The 19,982-nt window shown below is 59.4% G+C and carries 19 protein-coding genes and 1 pseudogene; 2 read left to right on the top strand and 18 right to left on the bottom strand.

Translation table 11 applies throughout. The annotated features are described in order from the left end of the window. Positions 1-190: 190 nt before the first annotated feature. The 7 genes and pseudogenes from PJU76_RS05105 to PJU76_RS05075 form a co-directional block, all read right to left on the bottom strand. Positions 191-421, bottom strand: a pseudogene (locus tag PJU76_RS05105) (IS3 family transposase); the annotation flags it as partial. Continuing rightward, positions 415-1,713 (bottom strand): MFS transporter, encoded by a 1,299-nt coding sequence (locus PJU76_RS05100; protein ID WP_271780754.1) that lies wholly within the window; start codon positions 1,711-1,713, stop codon positions 415-417. The gene PJU76_RS05100 and the pseudogene PJU76_RS05105, both read right to left, overlap by 7 nt. Further along, complete coding sequence (locus tag PJU76_RS05095) at positions 1,710-2,066, bottom strand: ArsR/SmtB family transcription factor (protein WP_064218842.1); 357 nt, start codon at positions 2,064-2,066, stop codon at positions 1,710-1,712. Before PJU76_RS05095 ends, PJU76_RS05100 begins: the two co-directional genes overlap by 4 nt. After that, a complete protein-coding gene (locus PJU76_RS05090) occupies positions 2,063-2,803 on the bottom strand; it encodes an MBL fold metallo-hydrolase (protein WP_271780753.1) in 741 nt (246 codons plus the stop codon). The genes PJU76_RS05095 and PJU76_RS05090 overlap by 4 nt, the downstream gene beginning before the upstream one ends. Positions 2,804-2,985: 182 nt before the next feature. After that, entirely contained in the window at positions 2,986-3,963 is a 978-nt protein-coding gene (locus PJU76_RS05085) for a cation diffusion facilitator family transporter (protein WP_271780752.1), read from the bottom strand. 95 nt (positions 3,964-4,058) lie between these two features. Next, on the bottom strand, positions 4,059-4,700 hold the full coding sequence (locus PJU76_RS05080) for a class I SAM-dependent methyltransferase (RefSeq protein ID WP_271780751.1): 642 nt from the start codon (positions 4,698-4,700) through the stop codon (positions 4,059-4,061). 111 nt (positions 4,701-4,811) lie between these two features. Continuing rightward, positions 4,812-5,576, bottom strand: a complete 765-nt coding sequence (locus PJU76_RS05075; RefSeq protein WP_271780750.1) for an HAD family hydrolase — start codon at positions 5,574-5,576, stop codon at positions 4,812-4,814. Between the two features lie 172 nt (positions 5,577-5,748). On the opposite strand from PJU76_RS05075, the gene dksA reads away from it, so the two are divergent. Both dksA and PJU76_RS05065 read left to right on the top strand, forming a co-directional pair. Then, a complete protein-coding gene (gene dksA / locus PJU76_RS05070) occupies positions 5,749-6,213 on the top strand; it encodes an RNA polymerase-binding protein DksA (RefSeq protein WP_215860453.1) in 465 nt (154 codons plus the stop codon). A gap of 4 nt (positions 6,214-6,217) precedes the next feature. Next, positions 6,218-7,549, top strand: coding sequence for a dihydroorotase (locus PJU76_RS05065; RefSeq protein WP_271780749.1), 1,332 nt, complete (start codon positions 6,218-6,220; stop codon positions 7,547-7,549). Here PJU76_RS05065 and tilS read toward each other — a convergent pair. Genes tilS through PJU76_RS05010 form a run of 11 tightly spaced genes read right to left on the bottom strand, consistent with a single transcriptional unit; the run spans position 7,513 to position 19,925 of the window. Beyond that, the gene (tilS, locus tag PJU76_RS05060) at positions 7,513-8,844 is read right to left on the bottom strand and encodes a tRNA lysidine(34) synthetase TilS (RefSeq protein ID WP_271780748.1); all 1,332 of its coding nucleotides are present in this window, start codon (positions 8,842-8,844) and stop codon (positions 7,513-7,515) included. The two genes, PJU76_RS05065 and tilS, sit on opposite strands and share 37 nt — an antisense overlap. Before the next feature lie 37 nt (positions 8,845-8,881). Then, positions 8,882-9,832, bottom strand: a complete 951-nt coding sequence (locus tag PJU76_RS05055) for an acetyl-CoA carboxylase carboxyltransferase subunit alpha (RefSeq protein WP_064219480.1) — start codon at positions 9,830-9,832, stop codon at positions 8,882-8,884. A 34-nt stretch (positions 9,833-9,866) separates the two neighbouring features. After that, positions 9,867-13,367 (bottom strand): DNA polymerase III subunit alpha, encoded by a 3,501-nt coding sequence (gene dnaE / locus PJU76_RS05050; protein ID WP_271780747.1) that lies wholly within the window; start codon positions 13,365-13,367, stop codon positions 9,867-9,869. Further along, a complete protein-coding gene (locus PJU76_RS05045) occupies positions 13,364-13,957 on the bottom strand; it encodes a ribonuclease HII (protein ID WP_215850342.1) in 594 nt (197 codons plus the stop codon). The genes dnaE and PJU76_RS05045 overlap by 4 nt, the downstream gene beginning before the upstream one ends. Before the next feature lie 13 nt (positions 13,958-13,970). Continuing rightward, positions 13,971-15,098: a lipid-A-disaccharide synthase gene (lpxB, locus tag PJU76_RS05040; RefSeq protein WP_271780746.1), complete on the bottom strand. Its 1,128-nt coding sequence runs from the start codon at positions 15,096-15,098 to the stop codon at positions 13,971-13,973. A gap of 4 nt (positions 15,099-15,102) precedes the next feature. Further along, positions 15,103-16,212 carry a DegT/DnrJ/EryC1/StrS family aminotransferase gene (locus PJU76_RS05035; RefSeq protein WP_271780745.1) on the bottom strand — a complete coding sequence of 370 codons (1,110 nt, stop codon included), beginning with the start codon at positions 16,210-16,212 and terminating at the stop codon, positions 15,103-15,105. A 44-nt stretch (positions 16,213-16,256) separates the two neighbouring features. After that, positions 16,257-17,198 carry a Gfo/Idh/MocA family protein gene (locus PJU76_RS05030; RefSeq protein WP_271780744.1) on the bottom strand — a complete coding sequence of 314 codons (942 nt, stop codon included), beginning with the start codon at positions 17,196-17,198 and terminating at the stop codon, positions 16,257-16,259. Continuing rightward, positions 17,195-17,977, bottom strand: coding sequence for an acyl-ACP--UDP-N-acetylglucosamine O-acyltransferase (gene lpxA, locus PJU76_RS05025; RefSeq protein ID WP_064219708.1), 783 nt, complete (start codon positions 17,975-17,977; stop codon positions 17,195-17,197). Before lpxA ends, PJU76_RS05030 begins: the two co-directional genes overlap by 4 nt. Continuing rightward, on the bottom strand, positions 17,974-18,420 hold the full coding sequence (gene fabZ, locus PJU76_RS05020) for a 3-hydroxyacyl-ACP dehydratase FabZ (RefSeq protein WP_064219709.1): 447 nt from the start codon (positions 18,418-18,420) through the stop codon (positions 17,974-17,976). The genes lpxA and fabZ overlap by 4 nt, the downstream gene beginning before the upstream one ends. Then, positions 18,413-19,474: a UDP-3-O-(3-hydroxymyristoyl)glucosamine N-acyltransferase gene (gene lpxD, locus PJU76_RS05015; protein WP_064219710.1), complete on the bottom strand. Its 1,062-nt coding sequence runs from the start codon at positions 19,472-19,474 to the stop codon at positions 18,413-18,415. The genes fabZ and lpxD overlap by 8 nt, the downstream gene beginning before the upstream one ends. 1 nt (position 19,475) lies before the next feature. Further along, positions 19,476-19,925 (bottom strand): OmpH family outer membrane protein, encoded by a 450-nt coding sequence (locus tag PJU76_RS05010; RefSeq protein WP_231104529.1) that lies wholly within the window; start codon positions 19,923-19,925, stop codon positions 19,476-19,478. Positions 19,926-19,982 lie beyond the last annotated feature (57 nt).

Here is a 19,982-nt window from a genome sequence, read left to right as displayed (position 1 = left end):
ATGGATGTTTATCAAGGGACAGCATTAACGGCCCAAAACGACAATCGACCTCGTGACAGCGAATATCCAGCACTATTGTTTACTGGACTGGGCAGCCTTGCCCTGTTCTAGCGTATCCCAATCTCCAACAAGGTGAAGATGCCTGAACCGCCCCGGGTATTGTAGAAACTGATTGACTGATTAATGTAAGTCATGCCGCTTTACCGGCCTGACGGGCGAGTTTCTGGTAATATTGTGCCTCAGCTTCTGCCGGAGGGATATATCCCAAGGGTTCCAGAAGTCGGTGGTGGTTAAACCAATGCACCCATTCCAGGGTGGCCAGTTCCAGGGACGCTTTGGTTTTCCAGAGCGCCTCGGCAAGCCGTTCTGCATAACGGATGCTGACATACTGCGAACCACGGTCGCTGTGGTGAATCAGGGATTGGCCCTCTGCGGTTGTCGTCCGGCGGCGCTGTCCAGAGAGCGGGGATGGGTTTCCTGTACCACCAGCGCAATCCACAGCCCTGAAAGAGCGACAATACCGGCCGTAGCCCAGATGGCGGGGAGAATTTCATTACTCCATTGCGCTACCAGCCCCAGCAGCAATCCGCCGATGGCATAACCGGTATCACGCCAGTACCGATAGACACCGAGGATGCGTCCGCGCTCCAGCGGTGGGGCCGTGTCGGACATGGCGGCGACCAGATTCGGGTACAGGAGCGCCATGCCCAGACCCATGATGAGCGCCGCCAAAACCCACAAAGCAAAGCCTTGCATCAGGGCAGTGGTCGCCAGGCCCACAGACAACAGAAAAAAGCCGCTGACGATGGGGATCTTGCGCCCGATGCGATCGGCCAGATGGCCGGTCCAGAGTTGCGAGAGCCCCCAGACGGCCCCGTAGACACCGGTGATCCAGCCGATGGCCACCACCCCCATGGCGTGCTGCAGGAAGTAGAGCGGAAAGAGCACCCAGACGAGTGTGTCGGCCACCTTGTTGGCCACCCCCGCCTGACAAAAGGCGCGGTAGCGTGGGTTTCTGAAAGAGACGTCGATAAAGCCGTGCATCCAGTTCGTGGTGGCCGGAGACGCGGATACGGGATGGGCGGCATGCTCGGCATGGACCCAGGCGATGGTATCACGCACCCGCATCAGCAGGACCAGGGCGACCAGGATCGCGCCCAGTCCGAAGAGCAACAAGGCCCAGCGCGGGCCATAGAGCACCGCCAGATAACCGGTGGCGAGACCCGCCAGTCCCATGCCCACATAACCCGCCGCCTCATTGATCCCCACCGCCAGGCCCCGCTGTCGGCTGCCCGCCAGGTCGATCTGGCTGGTCACCGTCATGGTCCAGGTGAAGGCCTGGTTGATGCCGAGAAAGACGTTGGCGGCGATGATCCACCACCAGTTGGGGGCGAAGAAGATCAGCAAGGGGATGGGGATGCCCGCAATCCAGCCGAACAACAGGACACGCTTGCGCCCGATACGATCGGAAAGGGAGCCTGCCACCAGATTAAGCGCCCCTTTGACTAGGCCAAAGGAAATCACGAAGCTCGCGAGAAAGAGAAACGCCCCCTTGGTCACCCCGAAATCGTGGGCGAGTGAAGGCAACACCGTGCGCTCCATGCCGATGACCAGGCCGACAAAGAACACTTGCACGGTCTGCAGCAGAAATTGGCCACGGTTGCGGGCGATTCCGCGCTGATAGGTCATAGCCGGTACATGCACCGGCTTCATGACGGCGCTTTGCGCAGCGGTACGACTTCCGCCAATTGCTGGCGGCAAGCGGTGGTGATATCCATCTGGTCAAGGATCAGCTTCCGCACGATCTCACAGGTCTCCAGCACATCCGGGCTGGTGAGGCGGTAATGACAGAAGGTGCCGCACTTGTCGCAGTGCACCAGACCGCGCGCCTTGAGTACGTTGAGATGTTGCGAGACATTGGCCTTGGACAGGCCGGTCAACTCCGTCAGTTCCCCCGCGGTATGCTGCCGTTCACCCAGGTAGTGGATCATCTCCAGGCGCTTGGGATGGGCCAGCGCCGCAAAGACCTCGGCGAAGAGGGCGAAGCGCACCGTTTCCGCATTCATATCGCCGCCCCCAGATTGGCCGCCACGATGCGCGCCATCTCCGCCGGCCGTTCCGGAATGTTGGCGGTGAGTTCGCGGATGAAGGTGTCTCGATCAGTCATGGACAGATAGGGGTCCCAGCGCTTCTCGAAGCCGATGGTGGAAGACGGCTTGCCGGACAGACCCGCACCACAGACACTGCCCGCTGCATGGCCAGGGAATATCTCCAGATCGTCGGGCAGGGTGAGGAGTTTGTTGTGGATGCTGTCGAAGATCAAGCCCGCCATTTCCTCCTGCGCCCCCCCCAAATCGGGCCGACCAACACCACCGACAAACATGGTGTCCCCCGTCAGCACGAACCAGGGGTCGGCGCTGCGCCGCAGATCACTGACCAACAGGCAGATGCTGTCGGCGGTATGGCCGGGAGTATGGAGGACTTTCGTTACCACATTACCGCTTGCCAGCACCTCGCCGTCCTTGAGCCCGCGGATTGGAAAATGGACCTTGCCCACGTCGCTTTCGTGCAGGCAGTAGGGTGCATCCGCCAGTTCCGCCAGTTTCCGGCCGCCGGAAAAATGGTCGGCATGGATGTGGGTGTCGATGACAAAGTCGATCCGCACGGCGGCCTTTTGCGCTGCATCCAGAAAGCACCGTTCATCGCCAGCCACGACATCCACCGCCACCGCCGAACCCTTGCTGCCACATCCATAGAAATAGGACAGGGTGCCATCAGCATTGCTGTGTTGTTTGAAAAACATGGATCACTCCCCAATATTCATTAGTTAACATGCTACGCAACTAATAAACTAATAGCACCTCCACTATTTGTCAATGTGCCCCAAGATGCCGTGATCCATAGTGGTCACGCACGGGAGGAGCGTATCGGTGCATGCGTCCCCCCGAGGAATCCGCAGTCGTTAGCACTTCCCGGCGGGAGATCTCAAACCCGATGATCCGGCGCCAGTGCGCATGGATGGGCCGGATCGCCGGTCTCCACCTGCAAAGTGGGATGATCGATACGAAAACGTAGCTGCAATTCATCGCCAATCTGATTCAGAAGTGCGTCCCCCGGATAGCCGTTCGGCATGACCAGATGCGCGGTCAGTGCCGTTTCCGTGGTGCTCATGGCCCAGATGTGCAGGTCATGCACCGCCGTCACATTCGGTAGGGCGGCGAGATAGGCGCGCACCACCTCTGTCTCGATCCCTTCTGGCACGCCATGGAGGGCCAACTGGGTGGAATCCCTCAATAACCCCCAGGTGGCGATCACGATCACCGCGCTGATGAGCAAACTCACCGTGGAATCCAGCCAAAACCAGTGCGTAAAGAGCATCACGATTCCGGCGATGACCACACCCAGCGAAACTACCGCGTCGCTCGCCATGTGCAAAAAGGCTGCCCGGATATTCAGATCGCCCTTACGCCCTGCCATGAACAGCAGCGCCGTCCCGGTATTGATCAGCACCCCGAAAGCCGCCACACCGATCACGATACTGCCGTCTACCGGAGCTGGCTGCAGCAGACGCTGAATCGCTTCCCAGGCAATCCCGCCAGTCACCACCAACAGGAATACGGCGTTGGCCAACGCCGCCAGAATAGACGAACTGCGCAGCCCATAGGTGAAACGGACTGAAGGTGGGCGGCGGGCCAGGGCAGTGGCGCCCCAAGCCATCAGCATGGCCAGCACGTCACTGAGGTTATGGCCGGCATCCGCCAACAGGGCCAAGGAATGTCCAATCACCCCGAACACGGCCTCAACCAGCACGAAGCTCAGATTGAGCGCCACCCCGATGGCGAAGGCACGTCCGTAGTCCGCCGGGCCATGGGCATGATTATGCCCATGCGCGTGGCCGTGGGTCTGTTGGTGACCAGTGGTATGGTCGACATGATCATCAACGTCATGTTGGTCGTGTGTCATACATCAATCCTTCCCCGCAAAAATCCGAATGTCTGCCCATTAAAAATCTTTTGGTGGCCGCCGCCCAAGGGGGATGCTGTGTATGTCATGGCGGTTTATTCCGTCTCCCCCGAAATGATTACCATGCCGCCCCAAGGCAGCGTGTGGGGCAGCAGCCGTTCCATCGTCCGTGCCACCCAATTCCCGGCAGGAAGAAATATGGCGGAATGCATCACCAGTCGGGATACCGGCAAACCGGCGAAGAAATCGAGCAACTCACCGGGACGATGCCAGCGCGCTCCATGGTAGGCCCCGCTCCCACCGCCCTGCCCTTTCTGCACATAGAGCAGGCTGCTCCGGTTGAGCCAGCCGATGGCGAAACGCTGGCGCGCCACCCGCACGATCTCGGCCACGGCCTGCCGCTCACCATCCACAAAACACAGGGCCGCAACCGAGACCACACGGTCAAAACTGCGGTCCGAAAAAGGCAGGGAGCGGGCATCTCCAGCTACCCAGCGGATCGCGGGGGGACCCTTGGCGTGGGCGAAGGCAAGCCCGTCCGGGCTGGGATCAAGACCGGTGACGCGGAGGTCTTTCTCGGCAAAGCGGCGGGTAAACCACCCGGTACCACAGCCCACATCCAGGAGTGTATCTCCCGGCCGCGCCTGGAGGAGCCCCGAGAGCAGGCGGAACTCCGCCGTGCCGATCCAACGCCCCCGAGGGGTGTCATACCAGGCGTCATAGGTGGCGGCGTCCATCAGGCTACCACCCCGTCGATCTCCGCCCCAATAGTGAAGAGATCCAGACGCGCCCCCCATGGGGGCCTATCGGGGCGCCGGCGTTGCAATCGAGGTGGCCCGGTAAATCGCTCACCCTTGACGGAGATCCGCCCACCATTCCTGCAGGGTGGGAATATCCACGACCACCTGTTCCCCAGCGGCCTGGCCCTGCAATACGTGCGCGGGGGATGCCGTTTCTCCCAAATGATCGAGAACCCGCAGCGCTGCGCTAAAGTCTTGTCCTTTGGTATATTCCGTCTGGGTAATGATGGTAGCAAGCCCCGCTCCACGGGCGGACTGTAGTCCATTCGCCGAGTCTTCAATCGCGAGGCAGTCTGCGGCAGGCAAACCTAATTGACCCAGCACATAGGTATAAATATCCGCTGCCGGCTTTTTGTGAGAGACAATATCCCCGGCGCCGATCGTATGAAAGCGCTGCGGCGCCTCCGCGCCTAAGGTGCTCTTCAACAGGGACTCGACATTGGCCGGCGTGGTGGTCGTGGCAATGGCCAGCAACAAACCGTGATCCCGTGCCGCATTCAGCAAACGCTCCACACCGGGGCGTAGCGGCAATAGTCCGGCATTCATCATCTCCACATAATACCCGGTCTTTTGGCGATGGATAGAAGCAATGTCAGCATCGCTCAGTTGCGGCAACTCCGGATGTTCATTCAGGAAAGCCCTGAGGCGTTCTTTGCCGCCGGTAACCCTCAGATAGTAGCCATAGGTCGGTACATCCCAGCTAAAAGGAAGGCCAGCTTCGGCAAAAGCCTGATTGAAAGCGACCCGGTGGGCATCCCGCTCGGTATCGGCAAGGGTACCGTCCACATCAAAAATCAACGCGCGCAACGACATGGATCTAAGTGTCTCCTGAATTTACGGTAAAATATAGTGTCATAACCATCCACCAGAACCGTCAGCATCTCAACGGTCTGGTGGAGCATTGTAACCAGCACGCATTAGATTGCCAAAACAGCTATTCTCTGTTAAACGTAAGCGCGTTATTACCCAGGACAGGAAGCCCCCCATGGACGAAAGCATGCCCCAGCCCGCGAAAAAAGTGCCCGGCGCAGCCCAGCAATTCACCGCCTTCACCCCCTACGAGCCCGCTCCCAGCGAAGAGTATATGAACCCCACGCAGATTGCCCACTTCCGCCAAATTCTGGAAGATTGGCGCAGCGAACTGATGGCGGAAGTCGACCGCACCGTACAACACATGCAGATGGAAAACGTCAACTATTCCGACCCCAATGATCGGGCCAGTCTGGAGACGGACATGGGCCTGGAACTGCGCGCCCGTGACCGGGAACGCAAGCTGATCCGTAAGATTACCCAGGCTCTCGACCGTATCAAGACCGGAGAGTATGGCTACTGCGAAAGTTGTGGCGTGGAGATCGGCCTGCGCCGTCTCGAAGCCCGTCCTACCGCCACCCTCTGTATCGATTGCAAAACGCTGGAAGAAAAACGCGAGAAACAGATGGCGCAGGAATGATACCATGCGCCTGCTGGTCCGTAACGCGCGCATCGCCCTACCCTCCGGTGAACTCTATCATGGTGACCTTTTTGCCGAAGATGGTCGCATTGTCGCCATCGATCGGGATATAGACCGCGCCGCCGATACAGTGATTGACGCCGAAGGTCATATGCTGATGCCCGGCGTTATGGACCCGCAGGTGCATTTCCGCGAACCCGGCAATGAACAGAAGGAAGACATTTCCAGCGGCTCGCGAGCCGCGGCCAAAGGCGGTGTTACCAGTTTTCTGGAAATGCCCAATACCAATCCGTCCACCACCAGCCCCGCTGCCGTGGCGGACAAACTGGCCAGAGGCGCGGAAAAATCCGTGGTCAACTATGGATTTTTTATCGGAGCCACCCCGGACAATCTCGACAATCTGCTGGCCGCCGATGCGGCCTGCGGCATCAAGATTTTTATGGGTGCCAGTACCGGCAATTTACTGGTGGACAAGGAGGCGGACCTGGATCGCATTTTCGCGCATGGCCGTAAACTAATAGCGGTCCACGCCGAAGACGAGGCCCGCATTCGTGAACGGCGCGCCCGGTTTACCAACAGTGGTGATCCTGCCGATCATTCCCGTATCCGCGATGAACAATCGGCGCTTATTGCTACCAAACGAGCCGTTCGGCTGGCGAAAAAATATCAGCGCCGTCTGCACGTCCTGCATGTCTCCACAGCCATGGAGACCGAGTTCTTACGGCAGGAAAAGACGCCTTATATCAGTTGTGAGGCGATTCCCAACCATCTGTTCCTGACCACCGATGCCTACGCTAAAATGGGTCCTCTGGCGCAGATGAACCCTCCCATTCGCAGTGAGCACGACCGTCAGACCCTCTGGGAGGGTTTGCGCAGCGGTGTCATCGATTGCATTGCTACGGATCACGCCCCGCACCTGCTGGCAGACAAGGCCTTGGGATACCCGCACGCACCCTCCGGCATGCCCGGCGTGGAAACCAGCCTGCCCCTGATGCTTACCGCCATGCGCGACGGCCATTGTAGTCTGGCCGAGTTGCAGCGCTGGATGTGCTACAATCCGGCGCGCCTCTATGGCGTGGTGAACAAAGGGCGCATTGCCATCGGTTGGGATGCGGATCTGACCTTGGTCGACATGACCCAAGAAAAGCCCGTTCGCAACGAGGAGATGTTCACCAAGGTGGGCTGGAGTCCCTTCAATGGCTGGCTCCTGACGGGTTGGCCTATCACTACCATTGTCGGCGGCCGGGTGGTTTTCGATAAGGGCGAGATTCTCCCCAACGCGCACGGGCAGCCGCTGCACTATGTCGAGCCGACGCCCCTGCCGGCGGTGGACTGAACACCGGCATTCCAGAGGCAGAGGGCCGTTCCCCCGGGGGCGCTCGCCCAGGGTGCGGTGTAGTAACCCAGAATGAGCAGCAAATGCCCCGCTTCGTCCCAGAGTAAGGGCACATCCGCACGTCGATCCGGTGGGACCCCCGCCTCCAGCAGCAATTTCTTCAGGGGACGATGTTGGCCCTGCCCGGTTAGGGTGAGCGCCCCCTGGCGGCGGCGGCGCCAGTACAAGCTCGTCTCCGCAAAACGCTCAGCCAGCGCGTGATGAAAACCGTCCGGTGCGGTATCCCGGAGAGCACACTGCCAGCCAGAAATCGGCAGCGGATCTCCCTGAGCGGCACACCAGGGGCCTTCTTCCCATTCCTTTTCCGCCATCGTGCACGGTTGCGGCCAAGCGCGCAGCAGTCCGCCCTGCAACCAGGCTTGCCCCCCCTCCCACTGAATCCTCGCGCCCCCGCGTCTCTGCATTACCGCGTCCCGCAGAGCCTCCAGACGCTCCCGGCTCGGCACGGGAATCTGCCTCTGTTGAAACCATCCGCGCAGAAAAACCCGCTGTGCGGCAGCAGAAAGGGACTGCAAATACTCCAGGGAGAGCCGCTCCGCAGAAAGTTCAGGGTAATCTGCCCGATACTGCTGCCAACGAGAACCAAACCAATCCGCCGCGATTTCCCGCATATCGGCGAGATTATCCGCAGCACGGGCGATATTTGGCGCCGCATGCGGCCAGCCCAGATCACCCAGTTGCGGGAGCAGGATATTGCGCACTCGTACCCGGTCATAACGCATATCGGCGTTAGCCGGATCATTCAGAAAAGGTAAGTGCCACTGCTCCAGATAATCCCGCAGCACCTGTTGAGGTACATCCAGTAGTGGACGGATCAGCAGCCCGGTACCCAGTGGGCGCTGCCAGGGCATGCCCGCCAGCCCGGCTACACCAGCACCGCGCAACAGCTGCAAAAGCAGAGTCTCGGCCTGATCCTCCAGATGCTGTGCGGTGAATAGCCAGTCACCCTGACCCAACTGCGCCGCCATGAGGGCATAGCGGGCACGCCGGGCTTGATCCTCCGGCCCTTCGCCCGGGGTGTCCGCGGGTAGGTGCAGCAGGGTGAAGGGAACCCCCAGCGCCGCCGCCTGCCGCTGGCAGGACTGTGCCCACTGAGCGCTGTCCGGATGCCAGCCGTGATCCACATGCAAGGCGTGAACGGTGTACCCTAAAGAAACCAGCGCCACGAGCAGAGCCGTAGAATCACCACCGCCACTGTAAGCCACGTACAATATACGCCCTTCCGAGGGGTGCAAACTCCCCTCCAGACGCGTCCGGAGACGTCGCTCCAGCTCAGGCGGCGCCGATGACTCCATAGTGCATCAGGCGTTCGTAGCGGGTGGTCAGCAACTTGCTGGTATCCATCGCCTGCAGCTCCTGCAGGTGATGGGCGAAGCGCTCGCGGGTCAGTGCAAAGACCGCTTCCGGATCACGATGCGCGCCACCAAGGGGCTCTGCCAGCACCTCATCGACCAGACCCATTCCTTGCAGACGACGTGCAGTGATACCCAGTGTTTCCGCTGCCTCGGCCGCCATGGCGGCGTTCTTCCAGAGGATTGAGGCGCAGCCCTCCGGCGAAATGACGGAGTACACTCCGTACTCAAGCATCAGCATCCGATCACCCACGCCGATCGCCAGCGCCCCACCGGAGCCGCCTTCGCCAATCACTGTGCAGATAATAGGCACTGCCAGGTCGGACATTACCGCGAGATTGCGGGCGATGGCCTCACTCTGGCCGCGCTCCTCGGCGCCAATACCCGGATAGGCACCCGGCGTATCAATGAAAGTAAATACCGGCAAGACAAAACGTTCGGCAAGGCGGAGCAGACGTAACGCCTTGCGATAACCTTCCGGTCGCGGCATCCCGAAGTTGCGCTGAATCTTTTCCTTGGTGTCGCGACCCTTCTGATGTCCTATCCAGACGATAGGCTGCCCACTGAAGCGGGCCAGGCCGCCAACAATCGCCTGATCATCGGCAAAGGCGCGGTCCCCTGCCAGTATCTGTACTTCCGTGAACAGTGCCTGCACATAATCCAGGGTGTAAGGCCGCTGTGGATGCCGGGCCACCTGTACCGTCTGCCAGGCACCAAGCTTGCTGTAAATATGCTGCAATTCTTTGCGCGCTTTGACCTCCAGACGGCTGATGTCATCGGCAATACCCGGCTGATTCAGGGCGCGAAGTTCTTCCACCTTGGCATCCAGCTCCGCTACCGACTGTTCAAAGTCCAGATAACTGATTTTCATGTTCACTCCTTATCATTCCGAACAGGGCCAACGCTCAGGCCGGGCGGCGTGCCCCATATCGGGCACGCTCCAGTGGGACGACATTATTGACGAGGGATGTCGTCGACCGATAGTCCCAATGCCAGCGCGCGGTGGGTGCGAGCACCATCAAGGCGGCGATAGCGGCGGGACCCGCCGCGAAGCTCAGGCTCTCCGCCACCCGTAATTGCGCGACAATATCGGCACCGACGCGCAAACGCAGACGCAAAGCCGTTTGGCCAGGGTATTTACGGAGCACGGCAAGCAGGTCTTGGGGAGCCAATTCTGCAGCGATTTCCAGCTCCAGGGTCAGTTGCGTAGCCAATTCCTCACGCGCCCGCGCCGTATCCAGCACGCGCAGGGCACTGAGCCGCAAGCCACCAGAATAGCTGTCCTCGCCCACCTCCCCCAAAATCAGCACCGGCTCCTCACCCTCCCCGACTTTACCGGCCTGCGCCCAGACTTCGGCAAAAATGACAACCTCCAGCCGCCCCCGACCGTCGTCCAGGGTCAGGAAATATATACGATCACCACGCTTGGTCCGGGTGCTGCGCCGCGCCACCACCAACCCAGCCACCAGCACCGTGGTGCCACTGCAGATGTCGCCGAGAGGCACCGTTCCCAGTGCCGCCAGATCATCCCGCAGACTAGCCATGGGATGGCCACTGAGATAAAAACCCAGGGTCTCCCGTTCCTGACGCAGGGTTTCGGTGAGGCTCCATGCTTCCGCCAGCACCGGCGGTGGCGCCACCGGCAATGCTTCCTGTCCGCTAAACAACGATTCCTGCTGACTTGCCCGATTGCTCTGAAACTGCGCCGCTGCTTCAATACAACTGTCCACGGAAGCAATCAGGCTGGCCCGCGACACACCCCAGTCATCCATAGCGCCGGCACGAATCAAGGCTTCCAGGGCACGGCGATTGATCTTCTGGGTATCCACCCGGCAGAGCAGATCGAAAAGATTCAAGAAGGGCCCTTCTCTACGAGCGTCGAGAATCGCCTGAATGGCGGTCCGCCCCAAACCTTTAATGGCTCCCAGACCAAAGCGGATATCACCATCCCCCTCCGGTCGGAACTCCAATACCCCCTGCTGAACGCTCGGCGGAACAATCCGTAGCCCCATACGGGTACACTCGGCAAGCATCGCCACGACCTTGTCGGTATGGTCCATATCCGCGGTCAACACAGCCGCCATAAAAAATTGTGGATAGTGCGCCTTCAGGTAAGCCGTCTGATAGGACACCAGAGCATAGGCTGCCGAGTGCGACTTGTTGAAACCGTACTCAGCAAACTTTTCCATGAGGTCGAAGATCGCCCCGGCCTGGTCCGCTAGCAGACCATTTTTGTGAGCCCCCGCCAGGAAAATAGCGCGCTGCTTGGCCATTTCCTCCGGTTTTTTCTTGCCCATGGCCCGCCGCAGCAAATCAGCGCCGCCGAGGGAATAACCCGCCAGCGTCTGTGCGGATTGCATGACCTGCTCTTGATAAACAATCACCCCATAGGTTTCATCGAGAATCGGCGCCAGGTCGGGATGCAGAAAAGTTACCTGCGCCTTGCCATGTTTACGGGCGATGAAGTCATCGACCATGCCTGACTGCAGTGGTCCGGGCCGGAACAAGGCGACGAGGGCAACGATATCTTCAAAGGTGTCAGGCTGCAGACGCCGCACCAGATCACGCATGCCAGACGACTCCAGTTGGAAGACCGCCGCCGTCTCGGTGGATTTGAGCAAGGCAAAAGTCGCCGCATCGTCTAAAGGTAATTGCTGAATATTCACTGGTGCGCGCCCCGTCGCCGCCGCATCGGCATTGATGAGTTTGACCGCCATATCAATGATGGTCAGGGTGCGCAACCCGAGAAAGTCGAACTTTACCAGTCCCATCTTCTCCACATCATCCTTGTCGAGCTGGGTGACGTTGCCCCCCCCTTCGGAGCCGTCGTTAAAGAGCGGCAGGCGGTCGGCCAGCGGTTCCGGGGAAATCACCACGCCACCCGCATGGGTCGAGGCGTGGCGCGGCAAGCCCTCCAGGCGCAGGGCGATGTCCAACAAGTCACGGACATCGTCTTCCTCGGTCTGGCGGCGGCGCAGTTCCTCGGATTCCTCCAGGGCCTTCGCCAGAGTCATACCCAGATCGCCCGGCACCAACTTAGCCAATTGGTCGACAAAGCCGTAAGGCAAACCCAGCACCCGGCCGACATCACGTACCACCGCCCGCGCCTTCATCGTCCCGAAGGTAATGATCTGCCCGACCCGATCGCGACCGTATTTGTCGGCCACATACTGAATCACGCGGTCACGCTGATCCATGCAGAAATCCACGTCGAAATCAGGCATGGAAACACGCTCGGGGTTGAGAAAGCGTTCGAACAACAGGCCATTGCCAATGGGATCGAGATCGGTGATCCGCAGTGCATAGGCCACCAGCGATCCGGCACCGGAGCCACGCCCCGGCCCTACCGGGACGCCATTATTTTTTGCCCACTGTATGAAATCCGCAACGATGAGAAAATAACCGGGGAAGCCCATCTGCTGAATGACGCTGACCTCACGCAACAGGCGTTCATGATAAGGCGGCGTGGCGTCGCCGGTGATATGCAGTTCCTGCAAACGTTCCTGTAGACCTTTTTGCGCCGCATCATGCAAATATTCATCTACGGACTGACCGGCAGGAATGGGGTAGTCCGGGAGCGCATACTGGCCTAACACCAGCTCCATATTACAGCGTCGCGCGATTTCGATGGTGTTGTCGCATGCTTCCGGCAGGTCCGCAAAACGCTCTCGCATTTCTTCGGGGCCTGGCAGACGGTGTTCCGGCGTAAAACGGCGGGGACGGCGTGGGTCATCCAGGGTAAAACCCGCCGAAATACACTGCCGCGCATCGAAAGCGGCAAAGTCCGCCGCATCCAGAAAGTGTGCATTGTTGGTGGCCACCAGTGGTAAATCCAGTTTTCCTGCGAGCAGCACCGTGGCCTGTACCAGCGCCTCCTGCCCAACCTCGCCATTGCGCTGCACTTCCAGATAAAAACGTTCGGGGAAAAGCTTTGCGTAGTATCGTGCTCGGCTTTCCGCCTGCTGGGGATTGCGCTGCAGGGCACGCCCGATTTCCCCCTGGCCTGCCGCAGACAACGCGATGAGACCGTCACTCGCGCCTTCCAGCCATACCGCGTCGATCTGTGGACGTCCGTGGCGACTACCCTCCAGGTAAGCCCGACTGAGCAAGCGACTGAGATTGCCGTAGCCGGTTTTATTCATACACAGCAGGACCAGACCGGCGGGCCGATCTAAATCTGCCGCATCATGCACCCAGATTTCACTGCCAATCAGGGGCTTGACACCCAGACTCCGGGCCGCGTTGTAGAATTTGACCAGGGCGAAGAGATTGCCATGATCGGTGATCGCTACGGCCGACATGCCCCGCTCCGCACAGCGCCTGACCAGCGCCTTCACCGGAATAATGCCATCCTCCAAGGAATATTCAGAGTGTACGTGCAAATGGACAAAGCGGGGGGCACTCATTGCACCGCCGCCCAAGCCCGATCCACAGGAGCGAAACCACGCCGGTGCAGGACCGAGGGTCCACAGCGCCGCAGGGCAGCCAAGTGCACCACAGTGCCATAACCCATATGTCGCGCCAATCCGTATTGGGGATAATACCTGTCGAGCAAGAGCATCTCCTCATCCCGCGCTACTTTGGCCAGAATACCCGCGGCAGCGATCGCATCCACCTGACCGTCGCCACCCACCCGCGTCTCTACCTGCCAACCGGGGGGTGACTGGTTGCCATCGACAATAATCCGCTGAGGTCGCCGGGGCAGGCCCGCAACCGCCCGGGCCATGGCCCGCAAAGACGCCTGTAAAATATTGTAGCGTTCTATCTCCCAAACCGCAGCCCGGCTCACCGACCAGGCCAGGGCCTCGCTGCGGATACGGGCAGCCCAATGCGCCCGTGCCACTGCCGTCATTTTCTTGGAATCATTCAGGCCATGGAGGGGGGCGCGCAGAATCACCGCTGCCGCCACCACCGGCCCGGCAAGCGGCCCCCGCCCCGCTTCATCCACTCCGGCACACTGGGGACCCCAGTGTTCCAGGTCCGGTGCGTTTTTCATAGGACGACCGGCTTCACGTCAGCATCTCGCGTAGTACCTGCTGCAATTGCTCCGGGGGATCGCCTTCCAGCAAACCGCGCAGTTTTTGCAATTCTGCCACCTGCACGGGGCCTGCCGGACCCAAAAGTGCGGCTAGGGCATCCGCCACTTGCGCGGGCTCGAATGCCTCCTGGAGAAATTCCGGGTACACGGATTTTTTCAGTAGAACATTGGGCATGGCCACGAAGGGTGTCTTCACCAGCCTGCGGACAACAGCAAAGGTGAGTGCGTTCAAAATATAGACGACCACCGCCGGGCGCTGCATGAGTGCGGTTTCCAGGGTGGCGGTACCGGAGGCGACCAGCACCACATCGGCGGCCGCCAGCACAGTTTGAGTCTGGGCGACCACCAGCCGTGCATCTTTCGGCCCGGCACCTTGTTTCCAGAGCCGCTCCCAGAGGGGGCGTAACTCCTCCCTGGCCAAAGCCACCAGAATTCGCAGATCCGGCATCTGTTCGCGCAAGCGGCGAGCCGTTTCGGCATAACGCAATACCAGTCGTTCCAGTTCACCACGCCGACTCCCGGGTAAAAGCGCAAGCACCCGGCCATCTGCCGCCATGTTCAGTGCCGCCCGCGCGCTTTCCCGGTTGGGCACTGCTGCAGTCTGCGCCAACAGTGGATGTGCCAGCACATGCACCGGCACCCCCACCTGTGCATAAATGGGCACTTCAAAGGGAAAAAGCACCAGCATGTGGTCCACCACGCGCTTGATCTGATGAATCCGCTGCGAACGCCAGGCCCAGATCTGTGGACCTACCACATAGAGCACCCGAATGCCCAGATTTTTAGCCAGCTTGGCAATGTGCAGATTGAACGCCGGATGGTCGATCAACACCACGCAATCCGGCCGTTCCGCCTGCAGATGCTGCCGAATCTGCCCATAGAGCCTGCGCAGGCGGCGGTAGTGCCGCAAAACTTCGACCAACCCTATCATCGCCAAGACTTCACCATCGGCAATATTCTGCACCCCCGCAGCCTGTAGGCGGGATCCAACCACCCCCGACCACTGTAGAGCGAGTCCGGCCTGCGCTGCATTCGCCATGATTTCCAGCCCGAGATTTTCGCCGGAACGCTCTACCGCGAGCATAAAGGCCTTGCCCAAGGTCCTAGCCGTGCAGGGTGCGACGGATCACGGCAGCAATCCTGGCAATCTGCTCTTCACGCAGTTCCGGGAACATGGGCAGCGAGAGCACCCGCTCCGCCAGACGCTCCGCCACCGGACAACGGGCTTGGGGCTGATGCGCAAACATCTTCTGCCGATGCCCCGGAATGGGATAGTAGATAGCACTGGCGATGCCCTCCGCATGCAGTGCCGCTTTGACCGCATCCCGTGCATCCGATTGGATGGTAAACTGGTGGAAGACGTGGTGATAGCCCACCGGCACCGCAGGCAACTGTAGATCGAGACCCGCCAGATGTTCGGCGTACCACCCCGCCGCCTGCCGCCGTCCAGCGTTATAAGTCGCCAGATACGGGAACTTCGCCCGCAAAATCAGCGCCTGCATTTCGTCGAGGCGGCTATTATAGCCCAACACGTCGTGGTGGTAGGTTTGCCAGGAACCATGGTTGCGCAATCCGCGCAGTTTACGTTCCAGTTCCGCATCCGCCGTCACCACCATTCCACCATCCCCGGCAGCACCGAGGTTTTTACTGGGGAAGAAAGAAAAACAGCCGAGGTCGCCAAAGCTTCCTACCCGCTGTCCGTTTATTTCGGCGCCAATGGCTTGGGCACAATCCTCAATGACCCGTAAACCATGCTTCTGAGCGAGCGCCATGATGGCAGGCATATCGGCGGGCAAGCCGTAGAGATGTACGGGGATGATCGCCTTGGTCCGCGGCGTAATCGCGGCCTCGATACCGGCAACGGTCATGGCGTAAAAACGATCATCCACATCCACAAAGATGGGCGTAGCACCCACATAAAGCACGGCTTCCGCAGTCGCAATGAACGTAAAGGCAGGGACGATCACTTCGTCGCCGGGACCAATCCCCAGGGCACGCAGAGCCAGCATCAGGGCATCCGTACCGGAAGCGCAGCCTACACCGCAAGCAACACCGGAGAGTCCCGCCACCTCCGCCTCCAGCGCACGTCCATGATTTCCCAGAATAAAGCTGGCCTCTTCCAGAATTTTCCCTATCCCCGTCAGAATCTCATCCCGCAGTGGCGCAAAGTGCGCGCGCAAATCGACCATGGGAATTGCTGTATTTTGCGTCATGCATCACCGTCCAAAAAACGTCAAGACCAGCACCAGTATGCCTCTCAGTGCTGTAGAAAAGCCTCCACGGCCACCCGCACCTGCAGCGCCGCCGCCAACACCCGCCGACCCGCGATGCCATCACAAAACACCGGCCGGTGCGTCACGATGGCGTTCAGAAAATCCTCAATCTCCGCCGCCAGGGCATCCCGTTTGGGTAACTCCACGGCCTCATCACGCACACCGGGAATTCCCGGCACAGCTCCCGCACCGCGATGGTAGATATGCAGGGTGTTGTTGAGAAAATCCACCGAGGCATAACGATCCTGCCAAAAAATACGCATGCGCCGTGCTGGCTCCCGCACCACCCGGGAGGCCGCCAGGTTGGCCACCGTGCCATTGTTCAGCGTCATCCAGGCATTGGCCATATCCGCCTTGTCCGTCACTGCCGCGACACCCACAGCGCGCACATCCACCGGCTCAGCACCGGTCAACAGCAATGTCAGATCCAGATCATGAATCATCAGATCCATAATCACGTCGATATCCAGCGAGCGCGGCTTGAAGGGCGCCAGACGTTCCGCTTCGAGATAGCGAGGCGCTCCGTAGCCCGCCTGGCGCAAATGCTGAATCGCCGGATGCACCCGTTTGATATGGCCGACGGCCAGCACCAAGTGACGTTCCTGCGCCATGCCGATCAGTGTATCCGCTTCTTCGGTATCCAGGGTAAAAGGCTTTTCGACCAGACAGTGCACACCTGCCTGCATGGCCGCTTCCGCCACAGCGAAGTGGGTGGAGGTGGGGGTGGCAATGGACACCGCATCCACTTCGGCCAGCAACGCGCCGACACTGGAAAAAGCCTGGCAATCCAGCTCTGCCGCCACCTCTGCAGCGTGCTCGGCATTTTGATCAAAAATACCCACAAATTGCGAAAGCGCGGCATATTTCTGAGCGTGGAAACGACCCAGATGACCCACGCCGATAACACCGGTTCTCATGTTTTTCATGGCCGGGTAATTCCCCGCTTGCTGCTGCGGATAAAGTCCAGGAGATAGGCCACTTCAGGCGCGTTCAGACCACGTTGCAAGACTTCATCCATGGCACCTTCCAAACGTTGCCCAGAACGGAAGAGTAGGCGGTAAGCCCGCTTAATCTGTAGGATAGTCTCCCGGGAAATACCCCGCCGCGCGAGACCGCGAACGTTAATCCCATGCAATCTGGCATGGTTACCCGCCGCCATCATAAAGGGCGGAATATCTAGCGGAGCCATGGTACCGCCGCCGAGAATCGCATGTGCCCCTACCCGCGCATACTGATGTACTGCCGACAATCCGCCGAGGATGGCGTGATCTTCGACACTGACATGACCGGCGAGTGTTGCAGCATTGGCCATCACCACCTGATCGCCAATACAACAGTCATGCGCCACATGGCAGTAGGCCATGAGGAGATTGTGATTGCCAATCCGCGTGACCCCACCACCTTTCACGGTGCCGCGATTGATGGTGACAAACTCGCGTATCGTATTGTGCGAGCCGATTTCGAGCGCGGTAGGTTCACCCGTATAGCCAAGGTCCTGGGGAGCAGTGCCCACAGATGCAAATTGAAAGATATGGTTATGGGCCCCCAAGCGGCTAGGACCTTCAATGACTGTATGCGCACCGATCTGGCAGTGATTGCCGATCTCCACATCTGCACCAATGACCGCAAAAGGCCCGATTACGCAACCCTCGCCGATCCGTGCCAAGGGATCAACGATAGCCTGCGGATGAATCTGTGCAGTCATTGGGCATGCTCACGCAATGTGGCCAATAGCAACGCAGAGGCGACCTCCACCCCATTGACCAGTGCCATCGTTTCCATCTGCCACATACCGGAACGCCGACGACTTACATTGGCGATGAGTTCCAACTGATCACCCGGCGTCACCGGCTTGCGGAAACGTGCCTTATCGATCCCGGCAAAATAAACCGCCGCGTTATCGCCATACTTGTCTTCGGAGACAAAGGCGAGAAGAGCCGCAGCCTGGGCAAGCGCTTCAATGATGAGCACCCCCGGCATAACCGGAAATCCCGGGAAATGCCCCTGAAAATACGGCTCATTCATGGTGACATTTTTCAAAGCGCGCAAACGCTTCCCTATCTCCATTTCAACCACCCGATCCACCAGCAAAAATGGATAGCGATGTGGCAAGCGTTTAAGAATATCCTGAATATTCAGCTCATTCACGATCAGATGGCTCCCCGTTTGTAGATAAATCCTGCCCGGCTTCACGCTCGATTCGCTGCACCCGACGGAACAGTGCGTCCAGCCCGTTGAGACGCGCGACGATCCGTCTCCAGCGGTTCACTTCCTGTGCGGGGATCACCCCCGAATAAACACCAGGACGATGCAAGGAATGCGTCACCGCGCTCTGTCCGGCAATCACACAGCCATCGGTAATTTCTATGTGACCGGTAATCCCCACCTGACCACCAATGCGGCAATGACGGCCAACCCGCGTACTTCCCGCGATACCAGTCTGTCCGGCGATAACCGTATGCGCACCGATCTGGACGTTGTGCCCAATCTGCACCAGATTATCTATCTTTACCCCGTCTTCAATCACCGTGTCGGCCAACGCGCCACGGTCAACGCAAGAGTTGGCACCAATCTCCACGTCATTTCCAATGAGCACACGACCCACCTGCGGTATCTTCAGAAACCGGCCATCCGCCTCGGCAAAACCAAAACCATCGGCACCGATCACCGCACCCGCATGGAGGATGCAATCGGCGCCCAACTTGCAGCCCGCATAAATTTTAACACCGGGGTAAAGATGTGACCCCCTCCCAACCGCCACGCCCGCACCAATAAAGGTGCCGGCCTCCAGCCAAACACCCGCGGCGATCACCGCTCCGGCCTCTATCTGCACGTAGGCATCTATGCGGGCACCGGGATCCACCTGCGCATCTCGCGCCAGTTGCGCCGTATGGTGCAGCCCAGGCTGAAGGGTGTCCTGCGGATAGATGTGCTGCATGATCCGCGCAAACGCCGCATAGGGATTGTCCGTCAACAGGCAGTTGCCGACAAAATCCTCCGCATCCTGCGGAGTAATTACCACTGCTCCCGCTCTACTCGCTTTTAACAGACTTCGCAAATGCGGGTCCTGATAAAAAGTAAGGTCCGCACTGCTGGCCGTATTGAGAGGCGCCACAGCACTAATCTGGTATCCAGCGTCGCCACGCAATTGAGCGCCAGCTACCTGTGCAAGATCACCGAGGAGATACAAGCCATGCGCCACGCTATTTACCACCCTTCACTTTATCAGAAGGAGGTTTGGCCGCCATCGCCGCCACCACCTGCGAGGTAATATCAATGGCGCCATTCACATAAAGCACAGACTTATCATTGAGGATAACCGTATAGTGCCCGGCACGCCCAATTCTGCTCACCACTTTGACCAGTTGATCCTGTATGTTTTTCAGAATCTGATTACGTTGATAGTTTAAACCATCCTGGGCCTGCCGCTGGAACTGCTGAAAATTGAGGATCATATTTTGCAATCGTGCCTCTCGTTCCTGCCTTTGCGCATTGGTCAGATGCGGAAAATCTCTTTCCAAGGTCTTTTGAAAGGTGTTGACCTGTTGGCGTTTCGCCTCGATTTCCTTCTGCTTAGCCGCTATCTGTTTGTTGAGGCTGGTCGCGCCTGCCTGCGCCTCGGGCAGTTCGCGCAATGCGCGATCGAGATCCACAAAGCCGATCTTCAGTGGGGCTGCCCACGCTACCGCCGAAGTCAGCATCAACAGGAG

It is taken from the genome of Acidithiobacillus ferriphilus, from assembly GCF_028215975.1.
GTDB lineage: Bacteria > Pseudomonadota > Gammaproteobacteria > Acidithiobacillales > Acidithiobacillaceae > Acidithiobacillus > Acidithiobacillus ferriphilus.
Note: the sequence above shows the minus strand (reverse complement) of the source record. Positions and strands in the feature narration are given on the sequence as shown.

What these genes read in the sequence shown, in the direction of transcription:
- PJU76_RS05100 (WP_271780754.1), bottom strand. Translation starts at nt 1,713, where the DNA reads ATGAAGCCGGTGCATGTACCGGCTATGACCTATCAGCGCGGAATCGCC.
- PJU76_RS05095 (WP_064218842.1), bottom strand. Translation starts at nt 2,066, where the DNA reads ATGAATGCGGAAACGGTGCGCTTCGCCCTCTTCGCCGAGGTCTTTGCG.
- PJU76_RS05090 (WP_271780753.1), bottom strand. Translation starts at nt 2,803, where the DNA reads ATGTTTTTCAAACAACACAGCAATGCTGATGGCACCCTGTCCTATTTC.
- PJU76_RS05085 (WP_271780752.1), bottom strand. Translation starts at nt 3,963, where the DNA reads ATGACACACGACCAACATGACGTTGATGATCATGTCGACCATACCACT.
- PJU76_RS05080 (WP_271780751.1), bottom strand. Translation starts at nt 4,700, where the DNA reads ATGGACGCCGCCACCTATGACGCCTGGTATGACACCCCTCGGGGGCGT.
- PJU76_RS05075 (WP_271780750.1), bottom strand. Translation starts at nt 5,576, where the DNA reads ATGTCGTTGCGCGCGTTGATTTTTGATGTGGACGGTACCCTTGCCGAT.
- dksA (WP_215860453.1), top strand. Translation starts at nt 5,749, where the DNA reads ATGGACGAAAGCATGCCCCAGCCCGCGAAAAAAGTGCCCGGCGCAGCC.
- PJU76_RS05065 (WP_271780749.1), top strand. Translation starts at nt 6,218, where the DNA reads ATGCGCCTGCTGGTCCGTAACGCGCGCATCGCCCTACCCTCCGGTGAA.
- PJU76_RS05055 (WP_064219480.1), bottom strand. Translation starts at nt 9,832, where the DNA reads ATGAAAATCAGTTATCTGGACTTTGAACAGTCGGTAGCGGAGCTGGAT.
- dnaE (WP_271780747.1), bottom strand. Translation starts at nt 13,367, where the DNA reads ATGAGTGCCCCCCGCTTTGTCCATTTGCACGTACACTCTGAATATTCC.
- PJU76_RS05045 (WP_215850342.1), bottom strand. Translation starts at nt 13,957, where the DNA reads ATGAAAAACGCACCGGACCTGGAACACTGGGGTCCCCAGTGTGCCGGA.
- PJU76_RS05035 (WP_271780745.1), bottom strand. Translation starts at nt 16,212, where the DNA reads ATGACGCAAAATACAGCAATTCCCATGGTCGATTTGCGCGCGCACTTT.
- PJU76_RS05030 (WP_271780744.1), bottom strand. Translation starts at nt 17,198, where the DNA reads ATGAAAAACATGAGAACCGGTGTTATCGGCGTGGGTCATCTGGGTCGT.
- lpxA (WP_064219708.1), bottom strand. Translation starts at nt 17,977, where the DNA reads ATGACTGCACAGATTCATCCGCAGGCTATCGTTGATCCCTTGGCACGG.